Source organism: Mucilaginibacter mallensis (assembly GCF_900105165.1).
GTDB lineage: Bacteria > Bacteroidota > Bacteroidia > Sphingobacteriales > Sphingobacteriaceae > Mucilaginibacter > Mucilaginibacter mallensis.
In genome coordinates this window covers 3284978-3309799 of record NZ_LT629740.1, presented here as the reverse complement: position 1 = coordinate 3309799, position 24822 = coordinate 3284978, and the positions used below count along the sequence as shown (strand labels likewise).

General features: G+C 40.5%; 22 protein-coding genes. 10 read left to right on the top strand and 12 right to left on the bottom strand.

Going from position 1 to position 24822, the window contains the following annotated elements:
* A complete protein-coding gene (locus tag BLU33_RS13450; protein ID WP_091373660.1) occupies positions 1 to 1479 on the top strand; it encodes a glutamate synthase subunit beta in 1479 nt (492 codons plus the stop codon).
* Between the two features lie 170 nt (positions 1480 to 1649).
* On the opposite strand, the gene BLU33_RS13445 is transcribed toward BLU33_RS13450, so the two are convergent.
* The 5 genes from BLU33_RS13445 to BLU33_RS13425 all read right to left on the bottom strand — a co-directional run bounded on the left by BLU33_RS13445 (position 1650) and on the right by BLU33_RS13425 (position 5141).
* Complete coding sequence (locus tag BLU33_RS13445) at positions 1650 to 2075, bottom strand: SRPBCC family protein (protein WP_091373657.1); 426 nt, start codon at positions 2073 to 2075, stop codon at positions 1650 to 1652.
* Positions 2076 to 2110: 35 nt separating this feature from the next.
* Positions 2111 to 2419, bottom strand: coding sequence for an ArsR/SmtB family transcription factor (locus tag BLU33_RS13440; protein WP_091373654.1), 309 nt, complete (start codon positions 2417 to 2419; stop codon positions 2111 to 2113).
* A gap of 192 nt (positions 2420 to 2611) precedes the next feature.
* Positions 2612 to 3268 (bottom strand): YdeI/OmpD-associated family protein, encoded by a 657-nt coding sequence (locus BLU33_RS13435; protein ID WP_091373652.1) that lies wholly within the window; start codon positions 3266 to 3268, stop codon positions 2612 to 2614.
* Between the two features lie 89 nt (positions 3269 to 3357).
* On the bottom strand, positions 3358 to 3915 hold the full coding sequence (locus BLU33_RS13430; RefSeq protein ID WP_091373649.1) for an RNA methyltransferase: 558 nt from the start codon (positions 3913 to 3915) through the stop codon (positions 3358 to 3360).
* Positions 3916 to 3965: 50 nt separating this feature from the next.
* Positions 3966 to 5141 (bottom strand): galactokinase, encoded by a 1176-nt coding sequence (locus tag BLU33_RS13425; protein WP_091373647.1) that lies wholly within the window; start codon positions 5139 to 5141, stop codon positions 3966 to 3968.
* A gap of 164 nt (positions 5142 to 5305) precedes the next feature.
* Here BLU33_RS13425 and BLU33_RS13420 point away from each other — a divergent pair, with 164 nt between their 5' ends.
* Positions 5306 to 5596, top strand: a complete 291-nt coding sequence (locus BLU33_RS13420) for a YciI family protein (RefSeq protein ID WP_091373644.1) — start codon at positions 5306 to 5308, stop codon at positions 5594 to 5596.
* A 76-nt stretch (positions 5597 to 5672) separates the two neighbouring features.
* Here the strand turns inward: BLU33_RS13420 and BLU33_RS13415 are convergent, their stop codons facing one another.
* Together BLU33_RS13415 and BLU33_RS13410 are read right to left on the bottom strand one after the other, a co-directional pair.
* Entirely contained in the window at positions 5673 to 6407 is a 735-nt protein-coding gene (locus BLU33_RS13415) for a hypothetical protein (protein ID WP_157682143.1), read from the bottom strand.
* Positions 6408 to 6538: 131 nt separating this feature from the next.
* Complete coding sequence (locus BLU33_RS13410; RefSeq protein WP_091373639.1) at positions 6539 to 7399, bottom strand: aldo/keto reductase; 861 nt, start codon at positions 7397 to 7399, stop codon at positions 6539 to 6541.
* Between the two features lie 132 nt (positions 7400 to 7531).
* Between BLU33_RS13410 and BLU33_RS13405 the strand changes: the two genes are divergently transcribed.
* From BLU33_RS13405 to BLU33_RS13390, 4 genes are all read left to right on the top strand, one after another.
* Entirely contained in the window at positions 7532 to 7966 is a 435-nt protein-coding gene (locus BLU33_RS13405; protein WP_091373636.1) for a DUF6526 family protein, read from the top strand.
* 16 nt (positions 7967 to 7982) lie between these two features.
* Positions 7983 to 9416, top strand: a complete 1434-nt coding sequence (locus tag BLU33_RS13400; RefSeq protein WP_091373633.1) for a phytoene desaturase family protein — start codon at positions 7983 to 7985, stop codon at positions 9414 to 9416.
* A gap of 106 nt (positions 9417 to 9522) precedes the next feature.
* Positions 9523 to 10113 carry a TMEM175 family protein gene (locus BLU33_RS13395; protein WP_091373628.1) on the top strand — a complete coding sequence of 197 codons (591 nt, stop codon included), beginning with the start codon at positions 9523 to 9525 and terminating at the stop codon, positions 10111 to 10113.
* A 250-nt stretch (positions 10114 to 10363) separates the two neighbouring features.
* Entirely contained in the window at positions 10364 to 11029 is a 666-nt protein-coding gene (locus tag BLU33_RS13390; protein ID WP_091373623.1) for an autotransporter outer membrane beta-barrel domain-containing protein, read from the top strand.
* Between the two features lie 56 nt (positions 11030 to 11085).
* On the opposite strand, the gene BLU33_RS13385 is transcribed toward BLU33_RS13390, so the two are convergent.
* The 5 genes from BLU33_RS13385 to BLU33_RS13365 all read right to left on the bottom strand — a co-directional run bounded on the left by BLU33_RS13385 (position 11086) and on the right by BLU33_RS13365 (position 20767).
* The gene (locus BLU33_RS13385; protein WP_091373620.1) at positions 11086 to 12180 is read right to left on the bottom strand and encodes a glycosyltransferase family 4 protein; all 1095 of its coding nucleotides are present in this window, start codon (positions 12178 to 12180) and stop codon (positions 11086 to 11088) included.
* A 49-nt stretch (positions 12181 to 12229) separates the two neighbouring features.
* A complete protein-coding gene (locus BLU33_RS13380) occupies positions 12230 to 14416 on the bottom strand; it encodes a tetratricopeptide repeat-containing sensor histidine kinase (protein WP_172829252.1) in 2187 nt (728 codons plus the stop codon).
* 627 nt (positions 14417 to 15043) lie between these two features.
* Positions 15044 to 16696 carry a SusD/RagB family nutrient-binding outer membrane lipoprotein gene (locus BLU33_RS13375; RefSeq protein WP_091380523.1) on the bottom strand — a complete coding sequence of 551 codons (1653 nt, stop codon included), beginning with the start codon at positions 16694 to 16696 and terminating at the stop codon, positions 15044 to 15046.
* A 20-nt stretch (positions 16697 to 16716) separates the two neighbouring features.
* Positions 16717 to 20004, bottom strand: coding sequence for a SusC/RagA family TonB-linked outer membrane protein (locus BLU33_RS13370; RefSeq protein ID WP_091373613.1), 3288 nt, complete (start codon positions 20002 to 20004; stop codon positions 16717 to 16719).
* 190 nt (positions 20005 to 20194) lie between these two features.
* The gene (locus BLU33_RS13365) at positions 20195 to 20767 is read right to left on the bottom strand and encodes a phosphonate degradation HD-domain oxygenase (protein ID WP_091373610.1); all 573 of its coding nucleotides are present in this window, start codon (positions 20765 to 20767) and stop codon (positions 20195 to 20197) included.
* 188 nt (positions 20768 to 20955) lie between these two features.
* On the opposite strand from BLU33_RS13365, the gene BLU33_RS13360 reads away from it, so the two are divergent.
* From BLU33_RS13360 to BLU33_RS13345, 4 genes are all read left to right on the top strand, one after another.
* Positions 20956 to 21534, top strand: coding sequence for a helix-turn-helix domain-containing protein (locus tag BLU33_RS13360; RefSeq protein WP_091373607.1), 579 nt, complete (start codon positions 20956 to 20958; stop codon positions 21532 to 21534).
* 133 nt (positions 21535 to 21667) lie between these two features.
* On the top strand, positions 21668 to 22351 hold the full coding sequence (locus tag BLU33_RS13355; protein WP_091373604.1) for an HAD hydrolase-like protein: 684 nt from the start codon (positions 21668 to 21670) through the stop codon (positions 22349 to 22351).
* 2 nt (positions 22352 to 22353) lie between these two features.
* Positions 22354 to 23670, top strand: coding sequence for a DUF5690 family protein (locus tag BLU33_RS13350; RefSeq protein WP_197684502.1), 1317 nt, complete (start codon positions 22354 to 22356; stop codon positions 23668 to 23670).
* Positions 23667 to 24797 (top strand): TIGR03364 family FAD-dependent oxidoreductase, encoded by a 1131-nt coding sequence (locus BLU33_RS13345; protein ID WP_091373601.1) that lies wholly within the window; start codon positions 23667 to 23669, stop codon positions 24795 to 24797. Before BLU33_RS13350 ends, BLU33_RS13345 begins: the two co-directional genes overlap by 4 nt.
* Positions 24798 to 24822: the final 25 nt, after the last annotated feature.

The following is a 24822-nucleotide window of genomic DNA, read 5'->3' as shown; positions in this document are numbered from 1 at the left end:
ATGGGAAAAGTAACAGGATTCCAGGAGTTTAATAGGGAACTCCCTGAAAAAGTATCACCTGCAGAACGTGTTAAAAATTATAATGAGTTTGTTGGGCTATATTCTGATGAGAAATTAAACCAGCAATCTGCAAGGTGTATGAACTGCGGCATTCCGTTCTGTCATTCAGGGTGCCCGCTGGGTAACATTATCCCTGAATTTAACGATGCCGTGTATCGCAAAAACTGGGAAGAAGCTTACCAGATATTATCATCAACCAATAACTTTCCGGAGTTTACCGGCAGAATTTGCCCTGCTCCGTGTGAGTCGGCATGTGTGCTGGGCATTAACAAACCTGCCGTAGCTATTGAGGAAATTGAAAAACACATCATTGAAATAGCTTACGCTAATAACCTGGTTAAACCTACAGCGCCTGTTATTAAAACAGGTAAAAAGGTTGCCGTTATAGGCTCTGGTCCGGCTGGACTGGCTGCTGCTGCGCAACTGAGCAAGGCAGGCCACTCGGTTACCGTTTACGAACGTGACGATAAAGCAGGCGGTTTATTACGCTACGGTATCCCTGATTTTAAACTGGAAAAATGGATCATCGACCGCCGTATACAGGTGATGGAAGAGGATGGCGTTGAGTTTAAATACAATGTTGAAGTAGGTAAAGATCTTTCAGCCGAGGAAGTGGTGCGTAACCATGATGCAGTTGTATTGAGCGGTGGTTCAACCATCCCGCGTAACTTACCTATGCCAGGCAGGGAATTAAAGGGTATTCATTTTGCGATGGACTTTTTAAAGCAACAAAACAAACGCGTTGGCGACAGTAAATTTGATACTGAAGATATTTTTGCAACAGGTAAAGAGGTGGTAGTGATTGGTGGCGGTGATACCGGCTCTGATTGCGTGGGTACATCAAATCGCCAGGGTGCGACATCGGTTAAGCAGTTTGAAGTGATGTTCAGGCCGCCTGAGGCACGTACACAACACATGCCTTGGCCAACATACCCAATGGTATTAAAAGTAACCAGCTCGCATGAGGAAGGTGCTGACCGCTATTGGGGTATCAATACAAAAGAGTTTTTAGGCGATGAAAATGGTGAATTGCGTGCTATCAGAGTAAGCGATGTTAGCTGGGAAGTTGATGTTTTGGGCCGCCCGGTGAAATTTACCGAGGTTGAAGGTTCAGAGCGTGAGATACCTTGCCAAAGGGTTTTCCTGGCGATGGGTTTCTTACATCCGCAGCACGAAGGTTTACTTAAAAAATTAGGTGTTGAACTTGATGTGCGCAAAAATGTAAATGCCAACGATGTTACTTATCGTACCAACGTAAGCAAAGTATTTTCAGCAGGCGATATGCGCAGGGGACAATCACTGGTGGTTTGGGCAATATCCGAAGGCCGCGAATGTGCCCGTAAGGTAGATGAATTCCTGATGGGGCATTCTACTTTAGAAAGCAAAGATGCTGTAAATCAGTTTGAACAGGTTTTTTAAGCCCTGACTTCCTGAAAGGGAATAATAAAACGAAGCCTTTATTAACCAATCATATCAAGCCGGATAATTATCCGGCTTTTTTTGTTTTAATAGATAATCTACACTAGATTGAAACTTACGAAGTTTTAGAAACTTCGTAAGTTTTGTGCAATAGGCTTTTTAGTTGAGAGTTATTTCTCCAGGTATTCTTTCAATGATGTACCTGTAATATGTGTCCAGCCTTTGGTAAAGCTTTCTGTTGCAAAATCTTTATTGTCTTGCTGGAAGGTTTCAAGGCCTGTGTGTGTGAGCTTTAGCCTGGTTTTGCCGCCTTCATCAAACAACTCCCAGGTTACGAATGATTCACCCGGGTAATCTTTATATACCCAGCTGTGAGCAAGCTTTTTACCGGGAATAACCTCTGTTATCTCACAAAGGTGGATATAGGTTTTTTCTTTGGAACCGCCCTCGAAGGTGAATTTAAAGCCAATTTCGGGTTTAAAATCCTCCAACTGGAAATACCATTCCTTCATTTTGTTGTGATCGGTTAATGCTTCCCACACTTTGCTGATAGGGGCGTTGTAGGTTCGTTCAATTACAAATGGTTGTGTGCTCATATTATTTAATTTAGGTGGTTAATTGTCTCTACGGGTTATTTTTCTTCATCCAAAAATTTGCCTAGGGCATCCAGCTTATCAGTCCAGAAAACGCGGTATTGCTCTATCCAGTCGGATACTTCTTTAAATTGCTTGAAATTGGCTTTACAATAGTGCTCACGACCCTGTTGGGTAATGGTAACTAAACCACATTCCGTTAATATTTTTATGTGTTTGGATATAGCGGGCCTGCTTACTGTAAAATTATCAGCAATGGAATTTAAGTTTAATGATCTGTGGGCTATCAGGTTGATGATTTCCCTGCGGGTAGGATCGGCAATAGCCTGGAATACGTCTCTGCGCATATATTATATATAGGTAACCGTTTGGTTACAAATATATAGGTAACCATTTGGTTACGCAAGGGATTTTTTATAATTTTTTCTCCGCACATCATGGCGTGGGAATCCCCGACCATGCAAGTCGATGATGCTTTTCTGTTCGCTCTGTAAAGTTTGGGATTGCTTCGTGCCTCGCAATGACGTGTGGCTATAAGTTTACTTTTCAGCCGGATTCTTCTTGTCGCCAAGCAATTTGTCAACCATCTTAACTAATCGTTCCTCACGTGTTTTCTCCTGTTTGGCAGACAGGATCCAAACTACATATTCCTTTTTATTCGAGTAAGAGAGTTGCTGATAAAAGGCCATAGCCTGTGGTTTATCTTGTAGGATCTCAGCCATATCAGCAGGAAGCGTTATTTGTCTGTTTTCAATATCGATATAATCACCATATTCATTTTTGGCGATATTGGCGTTGCGACTATCGGAAAGTTTGGTTAGTTCAACAGGTTTAAAGCGCAATGCGGTCCATGTTTCATTTACGGATACTGAGGTGACTATCCGCAGGCCAAGATTTGTTAACTCATCCCAGCTACCCATCATTTCCAGCCCACTATCCATGCCCGAACTTTTCTTGGGATAGGTCACCCAAAATACGGTATCTGGCTTTAATATGGGTTTAAGTATGGTTAATGATGATGTAAGTTCAGCGGCATTTTTTATGAATAATTGTATACCATCAAATTCTCCTGTAGGTTCATAGCTTACCGTTACATTATCTGGTAATGGTTCAATTACAGTAAGGTAATTGCCTGGTGCGTTAAAGAATAACCAGTGCTTGCCCGATTTTATCTGAAGTTTTTGAGGTAAGTTCATTGGTTCATTAGTTCAATTGTTCATTGGTGCAATGGTTGAATAACAAAGCTAATTTACAAATAAATCAGCCATGAACTATGAACCATCAACTAAACTACCATCTTCGAAAAGAAATCCCACAAAACAATACCTGCAGATACAACGATATTGAAGGAGTGCTTGGTGCCAAACTGCGGTATCTCAATACAGGTATCTATCTTCTGCATTACATCGTCGCTTACACCGTTTACCTCGTTGCCAAAAATAAGGGCATATTTTTCATCCCCGGCAGGGTTAAAATCATTTAACATGATGCTGTTTTGGGCTTGTTCAATAGCGATGATCTTATATCCCTCAGTGCGCAAATGCTCAACAGCCTGTAGCGTATCGCCAAAATACAGCCAGCTAATGGATTGCGTAGCGCCAAGTGCGGTTTTTTCAATTTCACGGTGGGGGGGCTGGGCTGTAATACCGCAAAGACAGATCTGCTCAACTGCGAAACCATCTGATGTGCGGAATATAGAGCCTATATTGTGCATACTCCGCACATTATCCAATACAACCGCAACCGGAAGCTTTTTCTGCGCTTTAAATTCATCTACCGAAGCGCGGTTCAGTTCATCCAGTTTTAGCTTTTTATAGTCGTTGTTTATCGGGTCATTAGTCATTTGCGGTATTCTTTAGCAATAAAGCGGCAAATATACCTAATCCTGATACTTTATACCCTGATTGCCTGTTCTTCCTTTAATAAACCAACGCCATCGCCAATTAGTGAGCTATAAACAGAAGGAGCATAGCCGATTTTTTTGGTGTAATACTCCGTTACTTCCTTTGCGAATTTTTCGAATGACGATTCTTTAACCAATGCTATGGCACAACCACCAAATCCTGCTCCGGTCATACGTGCGCCTGCAACGTCCGGGTTGGTTTTGCTGTATTCAACAACGGTGTCAAGTTCCTTGCCGCTTACTTCGTACAAGTCGCGAAGCGAGTCATGTGAGGCATACATCAAACGGCCAAATTCTGCCAGATTATTATTGGAAAGTGCTACACCAGCTAATTTAACACGGTCGTTTTCTTTAATAACATGCTCTGCACGCTTTTTAACTATCGCGTCGGTAATTAAATGCTCATATTTCTCAAACGTTGCGGTGTCAATATCACAAAGGTTATGAATATCCAGTTCCTGCTGTAAGGCTTTTAATGCAGCTTTACATTCTAAAACGCGTTCGTTATATTTTGATTCAGCCAGTTTGCGCGGTTTATTGGTATTGATGATGGCTAAAATATGATCGCCGAGGTTGCTATCAACGGCCTGGTAATCGAGTGTATCGCAGTTTAACATCAGCGCCTTGTTTTTTTCGCCAAAAGCTACTGCAAACTGGTCCATAATGCCACTATTTAAGCCAATAAAGTTGTTTTCAACTGATTTTGCCAGTTTAACAAGATCAAGTTTTGAGTAATCGCACTCAAAAAGATCATTCAAAGCAAAGGCAGTAACCACCTCAATTGATGCTGATGAAGAAAGGCCCGAGCCGATAGGTATATTACCGAAATACAGAAAATCCAGACCTTTTAAAGATTTGTCATCCTTAACAAAATGTTGTATTACCCCTAATGGGTAATTGTACCATGTTTTGCCATCTTTTTTATAGTCTTTTTGTAATGGTATTTCAAACTGCTCGTCAAAATTTACACTTCTGAAACGGAAAACTTCTTCATTATTAGGCGATACTAACAGGTAAGTGCCTAAAGTTACGGCGCATGGCATTACGAGGCCGCCATTATAGTCAATATGTTCACCTATAAGGTTAACCCGGCCGGGTGAAAAATAGGCGTGTTCGGCTTGTTTTTGGTATGTTTTTTTAAACTCTATTTGTAGAAAATCTCTCATTGGTTTATAAAATTCAGAATCGGATAAATGCAAATATATAGGTTATAAAATATAAAATGTAAAAAATACAGTTTTTAATTTGAGTGATTAATTTATAAACTAAACAGAAGCTGTTTTTGCTTGTTATAAGCGGGTAGAACTAGTAAATTAATTATTTTAGCATTATGAATCAATATATTGTTACCGGGTATGACTATACCGATGATGGGGCTTTAAAACGCCGCATGGATGTTAGGCCTCACCATTTGGATGGGGCAAAGGACCTGAAAGAAAAAGGCAACTATGTAGTTGGTGGCGCTCTTTTAAACGAGGGTGGTAAAATGATAGGTTCGGTTATGATCCTTCAGTTTGAAAACGAAGAGGGACTTGAAGCCTGGAAGCAAAGCGAAATATACATCACCCAAAAAATATGGGAATCTGTTGATGTAAAGCCTTTCAAGGTAGCTGATGTTTAATCAACCTTGATTACAAAAAAAGCAGCCATGATCAACCATGGCTGCTTTTGCATTTGTTATAGATTATTAATAGATATTAGTGCCTGGTTTTTATACCAGTTGCAAGGTCAATGGTATAAACAGTGCCGTTTAACGTTAATGTTGCGGTGTTGCCTCCATTAAATACCAGCACACCATTAAAGCTAAATGAGCCGGTTTTTGTTGACATGCCCGAAACTGTAATTGTTGCCGTACCACTTTTAATAATATGCTGTGGTTTTGTAAGTACCAGATCGGTTACCACAACATCTACACTGTTGCTGCCCGAATCTGTTTTACTTTGATAGGAGCCCGCACGTTTGTACTCGCCGCTTAAACCAAGGGTGGTTGAGCTTTTTCCTAAACCTGAAAGTGTGAAATTTGAACTTCCTGAATTAGTTGAGGATAGGTTAGGGCCGGTAAAACTGCCGCTATATGATGATATGGCTGTTGTGCTGCCGCTGAAAGTGTTGCTGTTAGGATTGCAGTTTAAAGTATAACTGTATTTTGCAGTATAGCTGTATGACGGCACCTGGCCGGTTGGCGTTTTGCGTGTAATGCTATCGGCCCATACGGTGCCGCATAGGGTATCGATACTGACTTTTACCTGGGCTTCAACCGAGACATCGCTTATGGTGTTAAATGCGCCATCCGTGTTAACAGCAAGCGAAGTTGTTACCAGGTCGGCTGCCTGGTCAGTAGGTGCGGTGTTGTTTGAGTTTACTGTCCCCTTTGTACAACCTAACGCTCCTAATACCAGAAGCGATAGCATAGATCGTCTGAATGTTTTCATATCAACAAAATGAGTTTAGTGGTTCATAATATTTTGATATGATAGGAAAAAAAGCAAAAGGTTTAATTTGTATGTAATTTTTTTTCATACAATTAAACCTTTTTCGCTTTAGTCCTGAAACAAATCGCCGTTTAACCTGCAATCTTATCCAGGTGTTGCATATCATCGGCAGTAAGTTCAACACTAACTGCTTTATGATTTTCTTCAAGGTGTTTTACGCTTGATGTGCCGGGGATAAGCAGGATGTTATCAGCATGATGTAAAAGCCAGCTTAATGCAGTTTGATAAACTGTAGCGCCATGTTTGTCGGCTACTTCTTTAAGTTTGGCCTGACTGGCAACATTGGCCGCGTTAAGCGGAAACCACGGGATAAAGGCAATATTCTTCTCTTTTGTATATTGCAAAACAGGCTCCCATTTGCGGTTATCAACACTATACATATTTTGTACCGATACCACTTCAAAAAACTCCCGGGCCTTTTTAATATCATCCACACTAACTTCTGACAGTCCTATGTGTTTGATCTTGCCATCCTCCTGCGCTTTTTGCAAAAACTCAAAGGTTTTTTCAGTAGGTACTTTTGGATCGATTCGGTGTAGTTGATAAAGATCTATCTGATCCAGCTTCAAACGTTTTAAACTGCCTTCCAAAGCTGTTTTCAAATGATCGGGATGGCCATTCACAGGCCATTGATCAGGTCCGGTACGTTCAAGGCCGCCTTTGGTAGCAATTACAAGTCCATCTGCATAGGGGTGAAGCGCTTCTGCTATCAATTCTTCTGATACATACGGGCCATAGCTGTCGGCTGTATCAATAAAATTAACGCCTAATTCAACTGCACGTTTTAATACGCGTATAGCCTCGTCTTTATCGCTCGGTGGCCCCCAGATGCCTTTGCCAGTAATGCGCATGGCTCCGTAGCCCATCCGGTTAACGGTTAAGTCGCCACCTATGGTGAATGTTGGTTGATATGAAACTGATGTGTTTGCCATAATATAATTATTGATTTATTATTTAACCCAATAGTAGCGCATTTGTTCGTTCACAAGTCAATGGTAATGTCATTTTAATAAGCGGATCGGTACGCCAAATAATGGTATATTGGCATAAAAAATTAATCAATTATGAACGAGCAAAATTTTGCTAACCATCACCGTTATGCAAAAGGGTATCACTTTCTACTCAGCAGTTTAATCCTGATAGGGGTAATTGCATCAATAGTAAATGTTGCAAGGCATTCGCCCGATGAAGGTGATTATATGAGCACCGTACTTATTGCACTGCTATTTATCTGCGCGGCATTAATATTCTGGTTTATGCGCAGATTTCCGCTTAAGGCACAGGACAGGGCGATCCGTGCTGAAGAAAACCTAAGATATTTTATACTTACCCGCAAACCCATTGACAACCGCATAACCATTGGGCAAATAGCTGCCTTGCGCTTTGCACCTGATGATGAATTATTGCCGCTTGTTGATAGGGCTGCAGCCGAAAATCTATCACCAACAGCTATTAAAAAGGCAATTAAAAACTGGAAAGGCGATACTCATCGTGTATAATACTTTACTTGTGTAAATGAAGCTTGATAAACGCGATTTTGATGCCATAGTTGTTGGTTCAGGCCCGAACGGGCTTGCTGCTGCTATTCTATTGCAGCAAAAAGGCTTGTCGGTTTTAATAGTAGAAGGTAAAAGTGAGATAGGTGGAGGCCTTCGTAGTGCAGAGCTTACGTTGCCAGGTTTTACACATGATATTTGTTCGGCCATACATCCGCTTGCTGCAGGATCGCCATTTTTTAAAACGCTCCCGCTTGCAGATCATGGATTAGCATACATCTACCCCGAAATAGCGGGCGCCCATCCATTTGACGACGGTACGGCGGCAGTGCTTAAAAAATCTGTTGAAGAAACCGCCAGGTTGCTTGGGGTCGATGAACAGGCTTACCTTAACTTGATGCAGCCGGTAGTTAACGACTGGCCCCTGATTGCACCGGATGTGCTTGGCCCGCTGCATTTTCCCAAACATCCGCTGGCTATGGCAAGATTTGGATTGCCTGCTTTAACATCTGCTGCTTACCTTGCTCACAGGTTTGATACTGAAAAAGCAAAAGGGCTATTGGCAGGTATGGCAGCGCACTCCATGCAACCGCTTACCAATGTAGCCACATCGGCAATTGCATTGGTTTTAATTGCATCGGGACATTTGCAGGGTTGGCCTATACCAAAAGGCGGCTCAAATAGTATAGCTAATGCACTGGCTTCTTATTTTATATCGATAGGCGGGAAGATCGAAACTGATTTTTATGTGAGATCGCTTGAGCAATTGCCATCGTCGCATGCTGTTTTGTTTGATGTATCGCCAAAACAATTATTGCAGATAGCCGGGCATAAGTTCTCATCATTATACAAATGGCAGTTGGAGCGATACAGATATGGCATGGGCGTTTTTAAGGTAGATTGGGCGCTTGATGCACCCATACCATTTACGGCTCCTGAATGTACGCAGGCTGGTACTATCCACATAGGGAATACCATGCGTGAGATAGCCTACACCGAACAGCAAACATGGAGCGGCAGTCACCCCGAAAAGCCATTTGTGTTACTGGCCCAGCAAAGCCTGTTTGATAGTACACGTGCACCCGCCGGTAAACATACAGTATGGGCCTATTGCCATGTACCCAACGGATCAACCGTGGATATGACCAGCGCTATTGAAAATCAAATAGAACGTTTTGCTCCGGGCTTTAAGGAAAGAATATTGGCCAGGCACACCATGAACACAGCACAAGTCGAGGAGTATAACCCCAATTACATCGGCGGTGATATCAACTGTGGCGTAATTGATATTGGCCAGCTGTTTACCCGGCCGGCTTTGCGGTGGTCGCCATATAAAACATCGGCAAAGGGTATTTATTTGTGTTCTGCAGCAACACCGCCAGGTGGAGGAGTGCATGGCATGTGCGGTTATTATGCAGCCAAAAGAGTTTTGAAGGACGTTTTTGGTCGTTGAGTCATTATGCTTCGCGTCATTCGCTTCGCTGTCATTCGGTCATTGGTCATTTGCTTCGCGTCATTAGTCATTACCAATCTCACAAATATTTATTATTTTCGGTTCTATGGATAAGGGACGTTTAGAGGCTTTTAGCGATGGTGTGATAGCCATTATCATAACTATTATGGTTCTGGAACTTAGGGTGCCACATGGCGACAGTCTGCAAGCGTTGAAGCCACTTATCCCTGTATTTATAAGCTACTTACTTAGCTTTATTTATATCGGTATTTACTGGAACAATCACCACCATATGTTCCAGGTGGTAAAGTCGGTAAATGGTTTTGTGCTTTGGGCCAATTTGCATTTGCTGTTCTGGATGTCGCTTGTTCCATTTGTTACCGCCTGGATGGGTGAGAACAACTTTACCAAATGGCCCACTATATTTTATGGCATATCATTAATTATGTGTGGCGTAGCTTATCGCATATTGGTTATCTCGCTGATAAGACATGAGGGTGAAAACTCCTTGCTTGCAGAAGCTGTTGGCAATGATTTTAAAGGGAGAATATCCGTTGTGATCTACGCTATAGCCATCGCTTTGGCTTGGGTAAATCCATGCATAAGTTTTGTACTGTATGGTGTGGTAGCATGTGTATGGTTTATCCCTGACAGAAGAATTGAAAAAAAGGTAATGCACGAAGAACATCCTCAATAATTTATGAGTCTGATTGTATACACTCTCCATAATATATTATTATTTCTTTTCTGAAAAGAATAAGGCTTTAAAACAGATTATTCATCTACGCTAAAACCCAGTTAAACGCCGTTTTAAGGACTATGTTATTCATATTTAATACATTAACATAATATTTAACACTTAACATTTATTAACAATTTAACAGGCCTCTTTGGTGAAATATCTGTGTTTTTACCCCGTTTAGCTTGCTCACTAAACAATGAAACACATGAAAAAATTAATGATTCTTATCGCAGCGTTTTTATTTGCAATGCAGATCTCAAAAGCGCAAACTGAAAAAGGTGATCAAAACCTGGGGGTTAATTTGGGGTATACATTACAGAAAAGTAACACCTTTAATATAAATCCCGGTGATAATACCTCATCAACTGTAAATAATAAATATAACAGTTTCAGTGCAGGCCCAGACTACAGTTATTTTATTGCAGATAAGCTGGATATAGGCGCTTCCTTGTCATACACTACAGCATCAGTGAATAATATGGATGGTGCTGATATTTCAACGCAATCCTCAAAAAGTTATAGTGCCACAATTTTTATAAGGAAGTATTTTATGTATCACGACAAAATAGGTTTCCGCATGGGGCCGCAAATAGGATATTTTGGTGGTACCCAAAAGCAAACTTATAGTCAACAGCCTGCACCTTATAATGAAAATACTACCAGCAACGGTTATACAGCAGGTTTTAACCTTGATTTCGTGTATTATCCGGCCAAGAATATCGGCCTTTCAGCTACCATTGCCAATTTAGAATATGCACATACAAAGGATAATAACCACAGCCTGGGACATGGTGATAGTGATAACCTGAATTTAGATTTCATAAATAACGGGCTTAATTTATCGGTATTCTACGTTTTTGGTAATAAGTAAAATCAACCTAAACCTTGTTGCCTGCCGGTAAAGTAGAAATACTTTGCCGGTTTTTTTTATTTTATTAATAATACAACTTCTTCGAATCTTCTAGCAATAGCTTCAAAAGAAAGATTAGACCTGAAATATTCCAGCGAAATCTTTTGTTTTTCGGCGATATTGATTTGCGGCGTTTGTATTAATGCTGATAATAGTGCTGCCTCATTTCCCGCCTCATAAAGTAATCCGCAGCGGCCATTGTCCGTTATCATCCTGAACGAATTGATATCGGTTACTAACGGCATACACCTGCACGACATCGCCTCACAAACTGCTGTTCCACTGCCCTCATAATGCGACCCTGAAATAATAATATCAGCGCTATTAAACCAGTATTGCAGATCGTCATGAGGGACTTTACCTATTAATTTGATGGCTTTCCCGTTAGGAGATAACTCAAGTTCGGTTTTTATTTGGGGCAACAGCTCATCTGTATGATAGATCATGTATAAATGAGCCCCGGGCTGCATATTAACAAATTGTAAAAAGGCCCTCACAACAGTTAAGGGCGCTTTATTTTTATTCAGCCGCCCTACCCATAAAAACACAGGGTTGCCCGTAATGGCGGTCTTCCGGGCAGCTATAGTTTTATCCATCGGTATAAATACCGAGGATACCTCCATTACCTCATGTATCTTTTTGACTGATGCCAGGTTGCCTTTTTCTATCCATTCCATACCCATATTATGTGAGGCAAACAGGTAAGCATCAGCAAACCTATCAGCTAATTTTTGCAGGTGTTTTTTTAGTCCTGTAAATGGTCTTTCAGCATGATTTTGTATGATGATCTTTGTTTTCTTGCCAAGCAACAGCCGCAACTGTATCACCTGCAATGGGAAATGCAGACCTTGTATCACCACTACATCAGGGTTTAACTGCTTAATAAAACGATGTGATTCAATAGGGAATAAGTTATGGGAGAAGCGCTTGAAAAAATACTGTACGCCATTTTTTATGTGTTCGCCCTCATAATCAATTTGTTCAATGCTTATTACCTGGTGGGTTTTGGCTAATTTATCCAATACCCCGGCATAAAAGCTAATCCTGTTTAACCATTTAACAGGGTCATTAAATTCATGGGTATAAACATAGCTGGCAAAAACAAATTTCATCTATACTATACGACGAATGCTGCCCGGCTATGGTTGCCTGTCAAGTTTACTAAGCTAAGCTTGCAGGTACGGTGAATGAAAATTCAGTGCCTACATTTTGCTCGGTGGTTACCCATATATGGCCGTTGCATTTTTCAACCAGATCTTTGCAAAACATAAGGCCCATGCCGGTCCCCGACTCATTATTTGTGCCGGTTTTGCTGTCAATTTTACTTTTGAAAAGCTTGGCCAGTTGTTTTGGCGGAATACCTATACCGGTATCCTTTATCCTGATCAGTATGTTTTGCTCATTATCGGGCGAGGCGTAGATCTCCACAGTATCATTCTTCTTTGAGAATTTAATGGCATTGGTTATCAAATTGCGTATCACAATCCTTATAGAGTTAGGATCGGCGGTAGCCATCAGGTAATGCGGTACATGATCAATTAGTTTTATTCCTTTTAGTGCAGCCTGTTCCTGGTAATGTTCTATCTCATAAGCCACTATCTCTTTTATTGAAAAGCTTTTTACCGAGCTTTCAAAGTTCTCCATCTGGCTGTTCATCCAAAATAAAAGGGTATCTAAAAAGTCGGATGTATATTCTAGATTTTTTAGCACGTTGGGTATCATTTCAACCAGTTCTCTATGGCTGATGGTGTTATCCTGCAATAAGCTAAACAGGCCGCGTAGTGTGCTAAGCGGTGCCCTGAGATCATGTGCTAATACCGAAATAAGCCTGTCTTTTAATATATTAAGCTCATTTAATTTGTGTGCCTGTTCATCAATGCTGGCTTTTTGTTGCAATACTTCTTTGTTCCTGTCTTGCAGCATCGCATTTATCCTTTTTTGCTTTTGTTTTTGCCTGTAATAAACAACTGAAGTAGCTATCATTGCCAGTATAATAATCAGGAAGATGGTGTTCAACAACCGTTGGTTATGTATTTTTTGTTGAAACAGCAGTTCATGTACCCGTTGCTGCTGTTCCAGCTGGCGCTGTTTGGTTACAAAGTTCAGCTCGTAATTATAGGAGGTGAGTTTTTGGATACTTTCATTATCCTTTAGCTGATTCTTTAGGTCGATATACTGGTTCAATAAAACATAGGCCTGGTGGTATTGCCCTAAGCCCGCTAAAGTTTGGTTGAGTTGCAAAGCGGCACTGGCACGTACTGATAAATTGCGAAGCTTTAAGGCAAGCGCCTGACCCTCCATTGCATATTTATAAGCGTTTTTATAATCCTTTTGCATATTATACGCCGTAGCCAGGCCTATTGACGCGTATGCCTGGTTATAAACAAATTTGTATTTTTCTGCTAATCCCAATGCTGTATCAAGGTAGCTGATAGCCAGTTTCATTTGATCTTTATGCGCATAGCATAAACCCAGATCAGCATAAACAGAACTTAAGCCATCAATGTCGTTTTGTTTTTTGGTAATAGCTAATCCCTTTTTTAAATAAACAATAGCATTATCATATGATGTTTGAGCAAGTAAAACTTCGCCAATATTCTCATTCATTGTGCTAACGCCCTGCAAATCATTTTCATTCTGAATAATATTGAGCGCTTTTTTATAATATTCAAGTGCGTTGGGGTATACCCCCATGTTTTGCAGCACAACACCTATGTCATTATATATTTCGCCCGAAAGAATAGTGGAGTGATTTTTAACAGCGATAAACAGGGCTTTATAATAAAAATCAAGCGCGTTTGGCAATTGCCCCATGGCATAATAAACAATGCCAATGTTTTTATAGGTATCAGCTAGCCCTTCTTCATTATTGATATGCTTGTTTGCCTTGGTTGCTAAATTAAGGTAGTTAAGGGCCAGGTTATAATTGGCCAGCAAAGTGTACATGCGCCCATAGGATATATAGCAGGCACTTAAGCCCTTATAATCACGCAGGTTTTTAAAGATAGTTGTTGCTTCATCAAAATCTTGTCGCGCTTCTGCCGTCTTACCATTAAAATAACTTACATGGCCTGTTTGCAGTAGGCCGCGGGCTAGACCCGCACTGTAATTTATTTTTTTAGCCAGGGCAATACTTTTCTTTGCATAGTAGTAAGTACTATCGGGGTTGGTATGAAAATAATCTTCAGCAAGTTTATTTAAGCGGTTTATAGTAGCCGTGTCGGCATTGGTGTTATTATTAAGCGAATGGGGTAGTAAACCTTTAATACTATCAATACTGCCGTTGCTAAAAGCAGCGAAACCTGTTAGATAAAATAATAAGAATGTTAACGTAAAGGAAAACTTCAATTTTGTAAATAAATTATTATTTAACGCACTCATTAACTGGATATGTCATTATACGCATGTTGTAGTTAATAATGTTTGGTTTGCCCCCAGATATTTTTATAAAATAGATAAAATATCGACCTATAAAGTTACTTAATAGTTAACGTTGTTTGTGTGTAATATCTCCGGTATTTTGCAATATTTTAAAATGAGAGTAATAGTTATTATCAGCCATGCTTGTTGAGTGTGTTTTTGGTGATAACAATTACATAAATGCCTTGAAAACAAGTTTTAATTAAAAATATATTCTTTACGTTTCAGCTTTATAAGTCTAATCCTTTTTACATGCTGAAGCCTTATTTTCAACCTGTTGTAATATTGGTTTCCGGTTTTATTCATATTCCTGTCTGAAAAATAGAACCTGATAATCCGGGGGCTTATTTCTTTTGATATTACTGTCCGATTGGTTAACCATAAAATGGTACAGTAAAAAATAACCTGGTAAATAAAAGCGCTGATGAGTAAAATTGTAAAGAGGCAGAATATCAATTGAAAAGTAGGCTAGCGTTTAGGGTGTTGAAACAATCATATAAAAAAAGAAAGCCCATCCTGTATAAGAATGGGCTTCCCAATTTATGAAAGTGATTACTATTTCAGTATCCACATAATACCGTTTATATCATCATTGCCACCATATTGGTTAGCTAATGCTGTATTATAATTGGCAGTATTTGCGGTACGCTCGCTTGGCGGATATTGGAAACGTTGTGCTATACGCTGACCGTTATCTGTACCCGGGCCAGTAGTAAAGGTTGGCACACCGGTACGGCGATAGGTAAAGTATGCCTCCAAACCTGAGTGTCGGAATAATGCCAGGTATTTCTGTTGTAATATCTGGGTTAAACCAGTTGTACCACCTGCATATTTTACAGCTGTTTGGTTATAATAAGTGTTCCAGTTAGTGTTAATAGTGTAAGCATCATAATTACCTAACACAGCAACACTTGTTGATCCAGGGCGATAAAAATATGCTGTAAATGAACCGGTTGTTGGGATGCTGTATGATGCCATTGAAGCCTGTATGCCAGCCTCGTAGTAGGTTTCGGCATTGCCCGCAGTCCAGCCGCGGTTTATAGCTTCAGCTATGTTAAACTGTAACTCAGCATAACCAATTTGTATACTTGGCTCACCTGTATAAGTTGAGTAGTAACGTTTGCGGTTCAGGAACGAATAGCGTTGTAAACCTGCCTGGCTATACATTACACCAAGGTCTAATCCGGGATCAGCACCAACGAATGATTTAAAATCAGTTGGGCTTTGTTTCAGGGTATCAACCAAATACCTTGCAGGCTCGGCAGTTACAAAAACGCGCGGATCCTGTAATTTAGTAAGTAGGCTAATGTAAGTTGCAGATGTATTTTGCCTTGAACCGCTTTGACCAAAATTGTCAGGTGTTTGCGGATAGTAATTTGTTGGGCTAACAAATACATATTGCAGGTTATCAGCAGCACTTTGTATTAGCGGATATTTTGTTGGGTTGGTAACAATACTGTTGAATTGCGATGCAACATTCAAATCAGGATCTGATACTTTTTTGCTTAATTGTATCAATAATCTTAATCTGAAAGTGTTTACCACTTTTTGCCATTCAACCAGGTTATTACCGAAATAGATGTCGCCGCCTAAGGTTGCACCTAAGCCCGTACCGCCAATTGATGGGGTTGCGATTAATTGGGTCATGTCAGCGTTAGCGCTTTCAAGCCATGCTAAAGCTTGTACCATCACCGCTTTTTGGGTGTCATAAGTAGGGGTAAGATTGCTGAGGCCTTTTAATGCCTGGGTCATAGGTATATCACCTCTCTCCATGCTCATTTTGCTGAAGAAATAAGCTCTGAAGAATTTACCCATTGCCTCGTAAGGGTTGATAGCCGCACCACCTGCGCTAGCAGCCACCGTTTCCATTGTTACAACATTTTTTATTGTTGTGTAGTAATCGGCTCCGCTATCAAAATCATAGGTATTATTACCATAATAGTTATAGTTATAAATGTAGTATTGACTCCAGATCTCAGCTTTGTTTGATGCTGATGCATACACCATGCTACCTTGTGTGCTGCTGGTTGTGGCGCCATCAGGCAGATCGGGTAGGTTGGTTAATATACCGTTCATTAACAATGCAGCAGGTACACTGCTTGGATTGTTGTTGTTTTGAGTTAATTCGACAAAACTCTTTTTGCAACTGGTTAATGCCATTAATGACAGTGCCGGCACCAGTAAATATATTTTAAATGTTTTTTTCATGATCATTTATCTAATTTAATTTAGAATGAAAGTTTAAGGTCAAGTCCGTAGCTGCGTACTGTTGGCGATTGTAGCACAGAGGTAGCTTGCGGGCTGTTATATTGGTCCAGATCCACATCTTTAAACCTTGCATCTTTGTAGAAGTACAAAAGGTTACGACCAAATAATGATGCTGATGCGTTTTGGATGAATGTATGTGCTAACCATTCTTTAGGGAATGCATAAGCTATGGTTACCTCACGCAGTTTTGCATAAGTTTTGCTCATTAAGTTTGCTTCGTCGGTATTATAATATTGGCTTACATACTCCTGTACAAAAGCAGTTTGTGTATTTGGAGCAAATTGCAATTGGTTATAGTTAAGAATTGCACCTGTTTTTGAATCATAGTTTGGAGCAACGCCGTTAGAGATAACAACACCCGGACCTACGTATGAACCATTGTAACCTTTTTTACCAAAGTTCACCCAATCCTGGTAACGGGCAGCGCCAAGGGCACCTTCAGCAGTTTCAAGGTTAGCACCACCAACCATGGTTTTCTTGTGCATGTAATCAACCATAACACCACCAACTGAGCCATCAAACTGGAAACCTAGAGTAATTTGTTTGTAACGGAAACTGTTATAAATACTCCACTGGTAATCGGCATTTAAGTGGCCCAGGAATTGATCAACCGGGTTTACCAATGGCTCACCGTTTGAACCGTTTACGATCTGACCTTGTTTATTACGTACGAATGCAGTACCATAAAAATTATCTATACGTTCGCCTTTGGTAAAATAACCGTTGTTATACGGATATAAAGTTTGGCCCGCAGGTAATTCATCAAATACTTGTTTATAAGTTGATACGTTAACCATAGCATTCCATGTAAAATCATTCGATTTTACAGGAGTACCGGTTAATGAGGCCTCATAGCCTGTTTTTTTAGTTTTTAGAGCGTTTGTATATTCAATATTATAGCCTGTAGCTGTTGAAATGGTATTAGCCAATACTTCAGGGCCATCAATATATTGGAAAGCAGTCGCACTTAATCCAATACGGTTCTTTAAGAATTTGATATCAAAACCTTCTTCATAATTAACACGGGTTGAAGTAACTAATCCGGTCTGATATAAGTTATTGGTATTATAACCGGCAGGCTGATTATTGTATGGCTTACCTTGATTATAAGCAGGATTCAAAGAATAATTAGGCCCATTATACGGTGATAGATAAGTACTGCCATAACCTAATGGGTTATCATATAATGAAGGGCCTGTACTGCCACCAAAAGCTGTAATTGAACTGAATGGAGCAGGGCCTACGGTTGGGCTGGTTTCGTCAGAACGTACATTTGAATAGGAAGCCCTAACTTTTAAGAAGGAAATAAAATCAGGCAGTTTTACATAATCAGATATTACTGATGCTGCTGATAAGCTTGGATAATAATAGGTGGTTGGTGTTTGGAAAGCTGATGATTTATCAACCCTGCCAGTGCTTGATATGGTCAGGAAGTTGCCAAATGTAGCATCTAATGAGTAAAAAGCACTTAGCACACGCATTTGTGAATTAAAGCTGGTTGCCTGTAATGGGTTTAAAGAGTTATTAAAAGAATATACTCCCGGTACACTCAAATAATCAGTAGATACCCAGCTTGAGTTATAGCTGAAGTTACGCAGGTTACCACCTACCAAACCGCTAAGATTTACAAACTTTTTAATAGTGTAATTATAGTTTAACAATAACTCAGTGTTGTTATCAAACAAATCGCGACGATCTTCGCGATAATCACCCATGTTGCCTTCACGGCCGTATGGGTGTGCAGAGTATGGCAGATCTTCAGTACGTAAGATGTTATAAGTATCAATAGCACTACGTAATGTTACGTTCAGGTTGTTATCGATCTTAAAGTTTCCTGATAAGTAGCCATAAGTGTCATTTTTGTAATGACCGCGTTTCCAGTCCTCAACCATAAACCATGGGTTATGGTAACGGGTGTACTCTTCAAATTCTGATTGCACGCCAACTTTACCCGGCTGCCATACAGCTTTAATTATCGGTTGGTTAACACTCCAGTCAGCACCTGTCCATATAGCTAAATCATAGATTAAGCTGTTAGGGCCGTAGGTAACGTCAGGAAACTGATCAGTAGTTTGCCTGTTAAAATCAATATTTGCTTCGATTGTAAAGCGGGAATCTATTGGATGGAATGAAGCATATAAGTTAGCATTAGCAATATCCAGGTAGTTATCAGGTATATAGCTTTGCTGATGTTGTTGTGAGGCCGAAAAACGGATATTATAAGTATCGCCTACCGCGCTTAATGCTACTTCGTTATTGGTTTGATAACCAGTTTGTAAAAAGTTAGCTAAGTTGTTAGCACCACGGGCAGTCCACGGTGTAGCAGTACGCACACCGTTAACAACAGGGCTGTCAAACTGCGGGATCAGCTGACCTGCAAAATATGGTCCCCAAATATCATAATCACTATCCACACCACCGGGAGCACCACCTTTACCATCAACAAACTCATAAAATTCGTTTTCGCCCGGGCCGTATGAGTGTTGTACACGTGGGAAGGCAAGGAATCCCTTGTTAATAATAGTACTGCTGTTTAAATCAACAGTAAAGCCTTTTTTGTTTTTATTACCCTTTTTGGTAGTAATCAGAATCGCTCCGTTTAAAGCACGGCTACCGTATAATGCAGCTGCAGCAGGGCCTTTCAACACAGTATAGCTTTCAATATCATCAGGGCTAATGTTGAAGGTATCTGTATTGATAGGGAAACCATCTACTACATATAAGGTAACTGCATCACCCCGTATCAATACATTAGGTGTACCCAATAACTCGGCTGATGCACCAACTGATAAACCTGCAACCTTACCTGCTAAGCCCGTAATAGGGTTAGGGTCGCGGGCTGTAGTTAAGGCATCGCCATCAACTGTTTGAGTAGCATAGCCAATACGTTTTACGTCTTTTTTAACATTTAGCGCGGTTACCACCACCTCGTTTAATGCTTTAGCACCGCCTTGCATGCTAACATTAATAACAGTTTGGCTGCTAACCAATATTTCTTTTTTATCATAGCCGATAAAGCTGAAAACCAAAGTTTGGTCACTGTTCGCTTTAACTTCAAAACGGCCATCAATATCGGTAACTGTACCTTTTTGACCGCCTTTGATCGTTACGTTAACACCCGGCAGCGGCAGTTTATTCTCATCGGTTACGATACCGCTGATCTTTGTTTGCCCGAACGTTATAGCCGGAATCAGAAAGAATAACAATGCTGTTATTGCAATCTTTAATTGCTGGTAAATTTGTTTCATTTGCTGTTTTTAATTGAGGAATAATGAGATTGTTTCATGCAGCAATACTAAACTTAGTTTATTATTTATAAACTAAGATAATATTACCGTATGGTCAAGATTATATGTAGGGAATGTTAAGCAGGAAGATTTAAGGTAACGGGAGTGTTACAATCTGCTTACAATAAATTAATCTTACGAGAGTTTAAGATTAATTGTCTTTATTTAAATGCTTAACAGCTAATGATTTAATATGATTGATATTATCTACCGGGATATGCATCTCCTTAGCCTTATCGTCCCAGTATCTTAATTTAATAATTAACTCGGCATCGGGGTTGGCTTCAAAGGTGTGTGCCTCCTCTGCGTTCATCACTCCGCCCTGAAACTCGAGTGTAGTTTTGCTTGCGGGTGATAATTTGTTATAATATTCAGGATACTTATAAGTAAGGTATCGTTTGGCAACCACGTGGCTTTCAACCAAAGTAGCCAGGCGTTCAGAAAAACCAAGTTCGCGCAAAAAGTCGGCGCCTAGTTTTTCGTGGTCAACATTGCCCATGCCGTCCATACTTTCCACTTCGCCCGGGGCGCACAAATGACCGATATCATGAAAAAAGGCGGCAAGTATCACCTCGTCATCATGCCCCTCAGCCTCAGCCAATGCTGCTGCTTGTGACATGTGTTCCAGTTGTGAAACCGGTTCGCCTATATAATCCTCATCACCATATTTTTCATACAGGGCAAAAACTTTATCAACTTTGGTTTCGGTACTTAAGGCTAACATGGGATATGATTTTTGGCAAATGAAACTTATTAAAATTAGTTAATTGTTAACTTTTCATAATATTGTTCACTAACTTATTTATTATGCTGATTAGTAACCAACACTTAAAAATTTAACGCTTATTAACAAAAATTAACTTTGTACAGTTATTACTAATAATAACTTTGACGCTCCAAGACTTAACCTCAATGGAAGAAGATACCCTCATACAGATTAGTAATCATATAAAAGAAAAGCGCCGCGAAAAAAATATTACGGTACAGGAACTCGCTTTGCGTGCTAATGTAAGTAAAGGCTTGATTTCACAAATTGAAAACAGCCGCACTATTCCATCGCTTATGGTATTGATTGATATTATTAAAGCGCTGGAGATAGACCTGAACGAGTTTTTTAAAGATATACGCACTAAAAGTAACCATCCCCCTATATTGGTTAAACGTAAAAGCGATTATGAGCATTTTGAAAAAGAGCATGCCATTGGCTTTCATTATCAGCGCATATTTACAGAGGTAATCAGTCAATCAACGGTTGATATTGTAATATTGGAACTGGAGCCAGGCGCTGAAAGGCCGATGGTGGAAACCGAGGCATTTGAGTATAAATATATATTATCGGGCGAGATAGTTTACCAGTTTACTAATGAAAGTATCACCTTGTCACAAGGCGATTCCTTATTATTTGATGGCCGGGTACCACACACACCACAAAATCTTGCCTCACAAACGGCTACCATATTGGTGGTTTACTTTTTTGAAGAGAAGAAGTAATTTCAGCATCTGGATTATTACCGTAAACACTGGGCAGTTCTGTCCCTTCGATTAATTAATTTTATCTTAATATTAATTTAGTTTGATATTAATAAACTAAGTTTAGCATTGCTGAACATTATTTAATCTTTTTATGGCTATAAAATTAGTTGTTTTTGACATTGCCGGTACCACGGTTAAGGATAATCACGAAGTAAGTAAAGCTTTTCAGTCGGCTTTAAAAAAGTATGATTACCATGTAGAGGTAAGTACTATTGATCCGTTAATGGGTTATGAAAAAACTTTAGCCATAAAGCAGATATTGCGTTCTGTTGAACGTGAAAAAAATATAACGGCAGAGCTTGTTGGTAAAATACACCGTGCTTTTGTGGAGCAAATGATAGCATATTACAGCACATCGCCTGATATTGAAGCATTGCCAAATGTTGAAGAAACTTTTGCCGCGCTACATGAACAAGGTGTGCAGGTGGGTATCAACACCGGGTTTTCAAAAGATATTGCCGAAACGGTGGTCAGCCGACTGAACTGGAAAGAAAAAGGTTTAATAGATTATTTGGTAGGATCAGACGAAGTAGAGCTGGGGCGCCCGTATCCGTACATGATCCAAAAAATGATGCGCGAGGGAGGGATATTACGAAGTGAAGAAGTTGCAAAAGTTGGTGACACCGAAGTAGATGTTCGCGAAGGCCAGAATGCCGGTTGCCTATATAGTATAGGTGTAACCACAGGTGCTTTTAGCCGCGATGAGCTGGAACCGTACAAGCCAACTCATATTATAGATGATATAGCACAGGTTATTGATATAATTAATCAATAGTGATGAAACTGACCCACAGCCTGCGGGCAAAAGTTGCCAAATGGCCATATGGGGTGATCTCCGTATTGGCTGCTATCTCGTCCTTTGGGGCATATACCTGTATGTATGCTTTTCGCAAAGGGTTTTCAGCCGGGACGTACAGCGGCCTGCAGTATTTTCATATCGATTATAAAGTTTGGCTGGTAATTGCGCAGATCATAGGCTATACCATGAGCAAGTTTTATGGCATAAAATTTATTGCTGAGTTAAAACCTGGTCAAAGGGCAAAAAGTATCCTGGTTTTAATAGGAGTGGCGTGGCTGGCGCTGTTGTGTTTTGCCATTGTTCCAGCGCCTTACAATATCATTTTCCTGTTTATAAACGGTTTCCCACTGGGCTTGATATGGGGCCTGGTATTCGGATATCTTGAAGGCCGTAAATCAACCGAATTTATGGCGGCGGTATTATCCATCAGCCTCATTTTTGCTTCAGGTTTTGTGAAAACAGTAGCACGCACATTAATGGCCTCATTCCACGTGAGTGAATACCAGATGCCATTTTTGACCGGGGCTTTATTTGTATTGCCGCTGCTTTTATTTGTATTCTGTTTGGAGTTGATGCCACCGCCAACAGCCGAAGATGTTAAGCTGCGTACCAAACGCCTGCCAATGGATGCGGAGGAACGTAAAAGATTCCTGCGAACTTTTTTACCGGGTATTATTCTCACGCTTGTTATCTATGTGCTGCTAACAATAATGCGCGATGTAAGGGATAATTTTGAAGTTGAAATATGGTCGAGCCTGGGTGTAAAGGATAATACCATCTTCACAAAAATTGATTCTATTATATCGGTAGTGGTATTAATAGCCATGAGCTTGCTCATTCTTATCAAGAAAAACCTTAAGGCTTTCAGTGTAATACACTTCATGATCATAGGCGGTTGCATACTTATTGGTGGGGCCACTATATTATTCGCCCTGAATGCAATAAACGCCATGACCTGGATGACTTTAGCCGGCCTTGGGCTTTATTTTGGCTATGTGCCTTATAACGCTGTATTTTTTGAACGTTTGCTGGCATCCTATCATTACAAAGGCAATGTAGGCTTCCTGATCTACGTGGCTGATTCCATGGGATATTTAGGCAGCGTAAGTGTTTTATTGATAAGAGAACTGGGACATCCTAACATTAGTTGGGGAACATTTTTTAAAGAGGGGGTGATGACGGTAGCCATCGTAGGCGGTATTTGCGCCATACTATCGTTAATTTATTTTTTAAGGATAGCCCGCAGTCAGGGTAAAAATAAACCCGCCGACCAGCTTAATATAGCAACAACATGAAACAACCATCAGCAATAGTAATTGGCGCAGGCATTGTGGGCCTGGCAACAGCCCGGGCTTTGGCCATCCGTGGTTATAAAGTAACCATATTTGAACGTAATGAACGTGCGGTAGGCGCATCTATCCGCAATTTTGGGATGATATGGCCCATAGGGCAGGCAACAGGTCCGCTGTTTGACCGTGCCATGCTGTCGCGCAGTATCTGGAAAGAAATTTGCACCGAAGCTAATATATGGCATGATGAGGTAGGCTCGTTACACATGGCTTACCATGATGATGAACTACAGGTAATAAAGGAATATGTGGACGTTAACCACTTACACCGTGACTGTAGCGTGCTTACACCTGAACAAACTTTAGCAAAATCACCGGCGGTTAACCCGGATGGTTTAAAAGGCGCGTTGTTCAGCAGTGAAGAGATGATCGTTGAATCGCGTGTGGCAGTAGGGCAGGTGGCAAAGTACCTGGCAGATAAATATGATGTGGAGTTTCATTGGAACACAGCCATCAGCGAAATACAGCACCCCAAAGTAATATCCGGCAACCGCAATTGGGAAGCTGATGAAATATTTGTTTGCAGCGGTGCAGATTTTGAAACACTTTATCCCGAGCTTTTTTTAAGTTTGGAGATCAGCAAATGCAAACTGCAGATGATGCGCCTGGTTAGTCAGCCCGGCGATTGGCGTATTGGTCCGGCGTTATGCGGTGGTTTATCCATGATCCATTATCCCGGTTTCCAGGCGGCGGCATCATTGCCTGCATTGCGCAAAAGATATGAGGAGCAATATGCCACACAATTAAAATGGGGGATACACGTAATGGCCTCTCAGAATGGTAGCGGTGAGCTTACCATAGGCGATTCACACGAATATGGCCTGGTGCATGACCCATTTGATAAGGAATTTATTAATACCATGATAACAGCGTACTTACATACCTTCGCTAATTTTAAGGATTGGAAACTGATGCAGTCGTGGCATGGTATTTACCCTAAAATGATGAACGGCGAAACAGAACTGATAAGAGATATTGAACCGGGTGTAACGGTAATAAACGGTGTCGGCGGTAATGGTATGACCTTGTCATTCGGCTTATGCGAACAATACTTTGCATCAAGGGAGAAATAAAATTATAAAACGGTAATTCTTAATA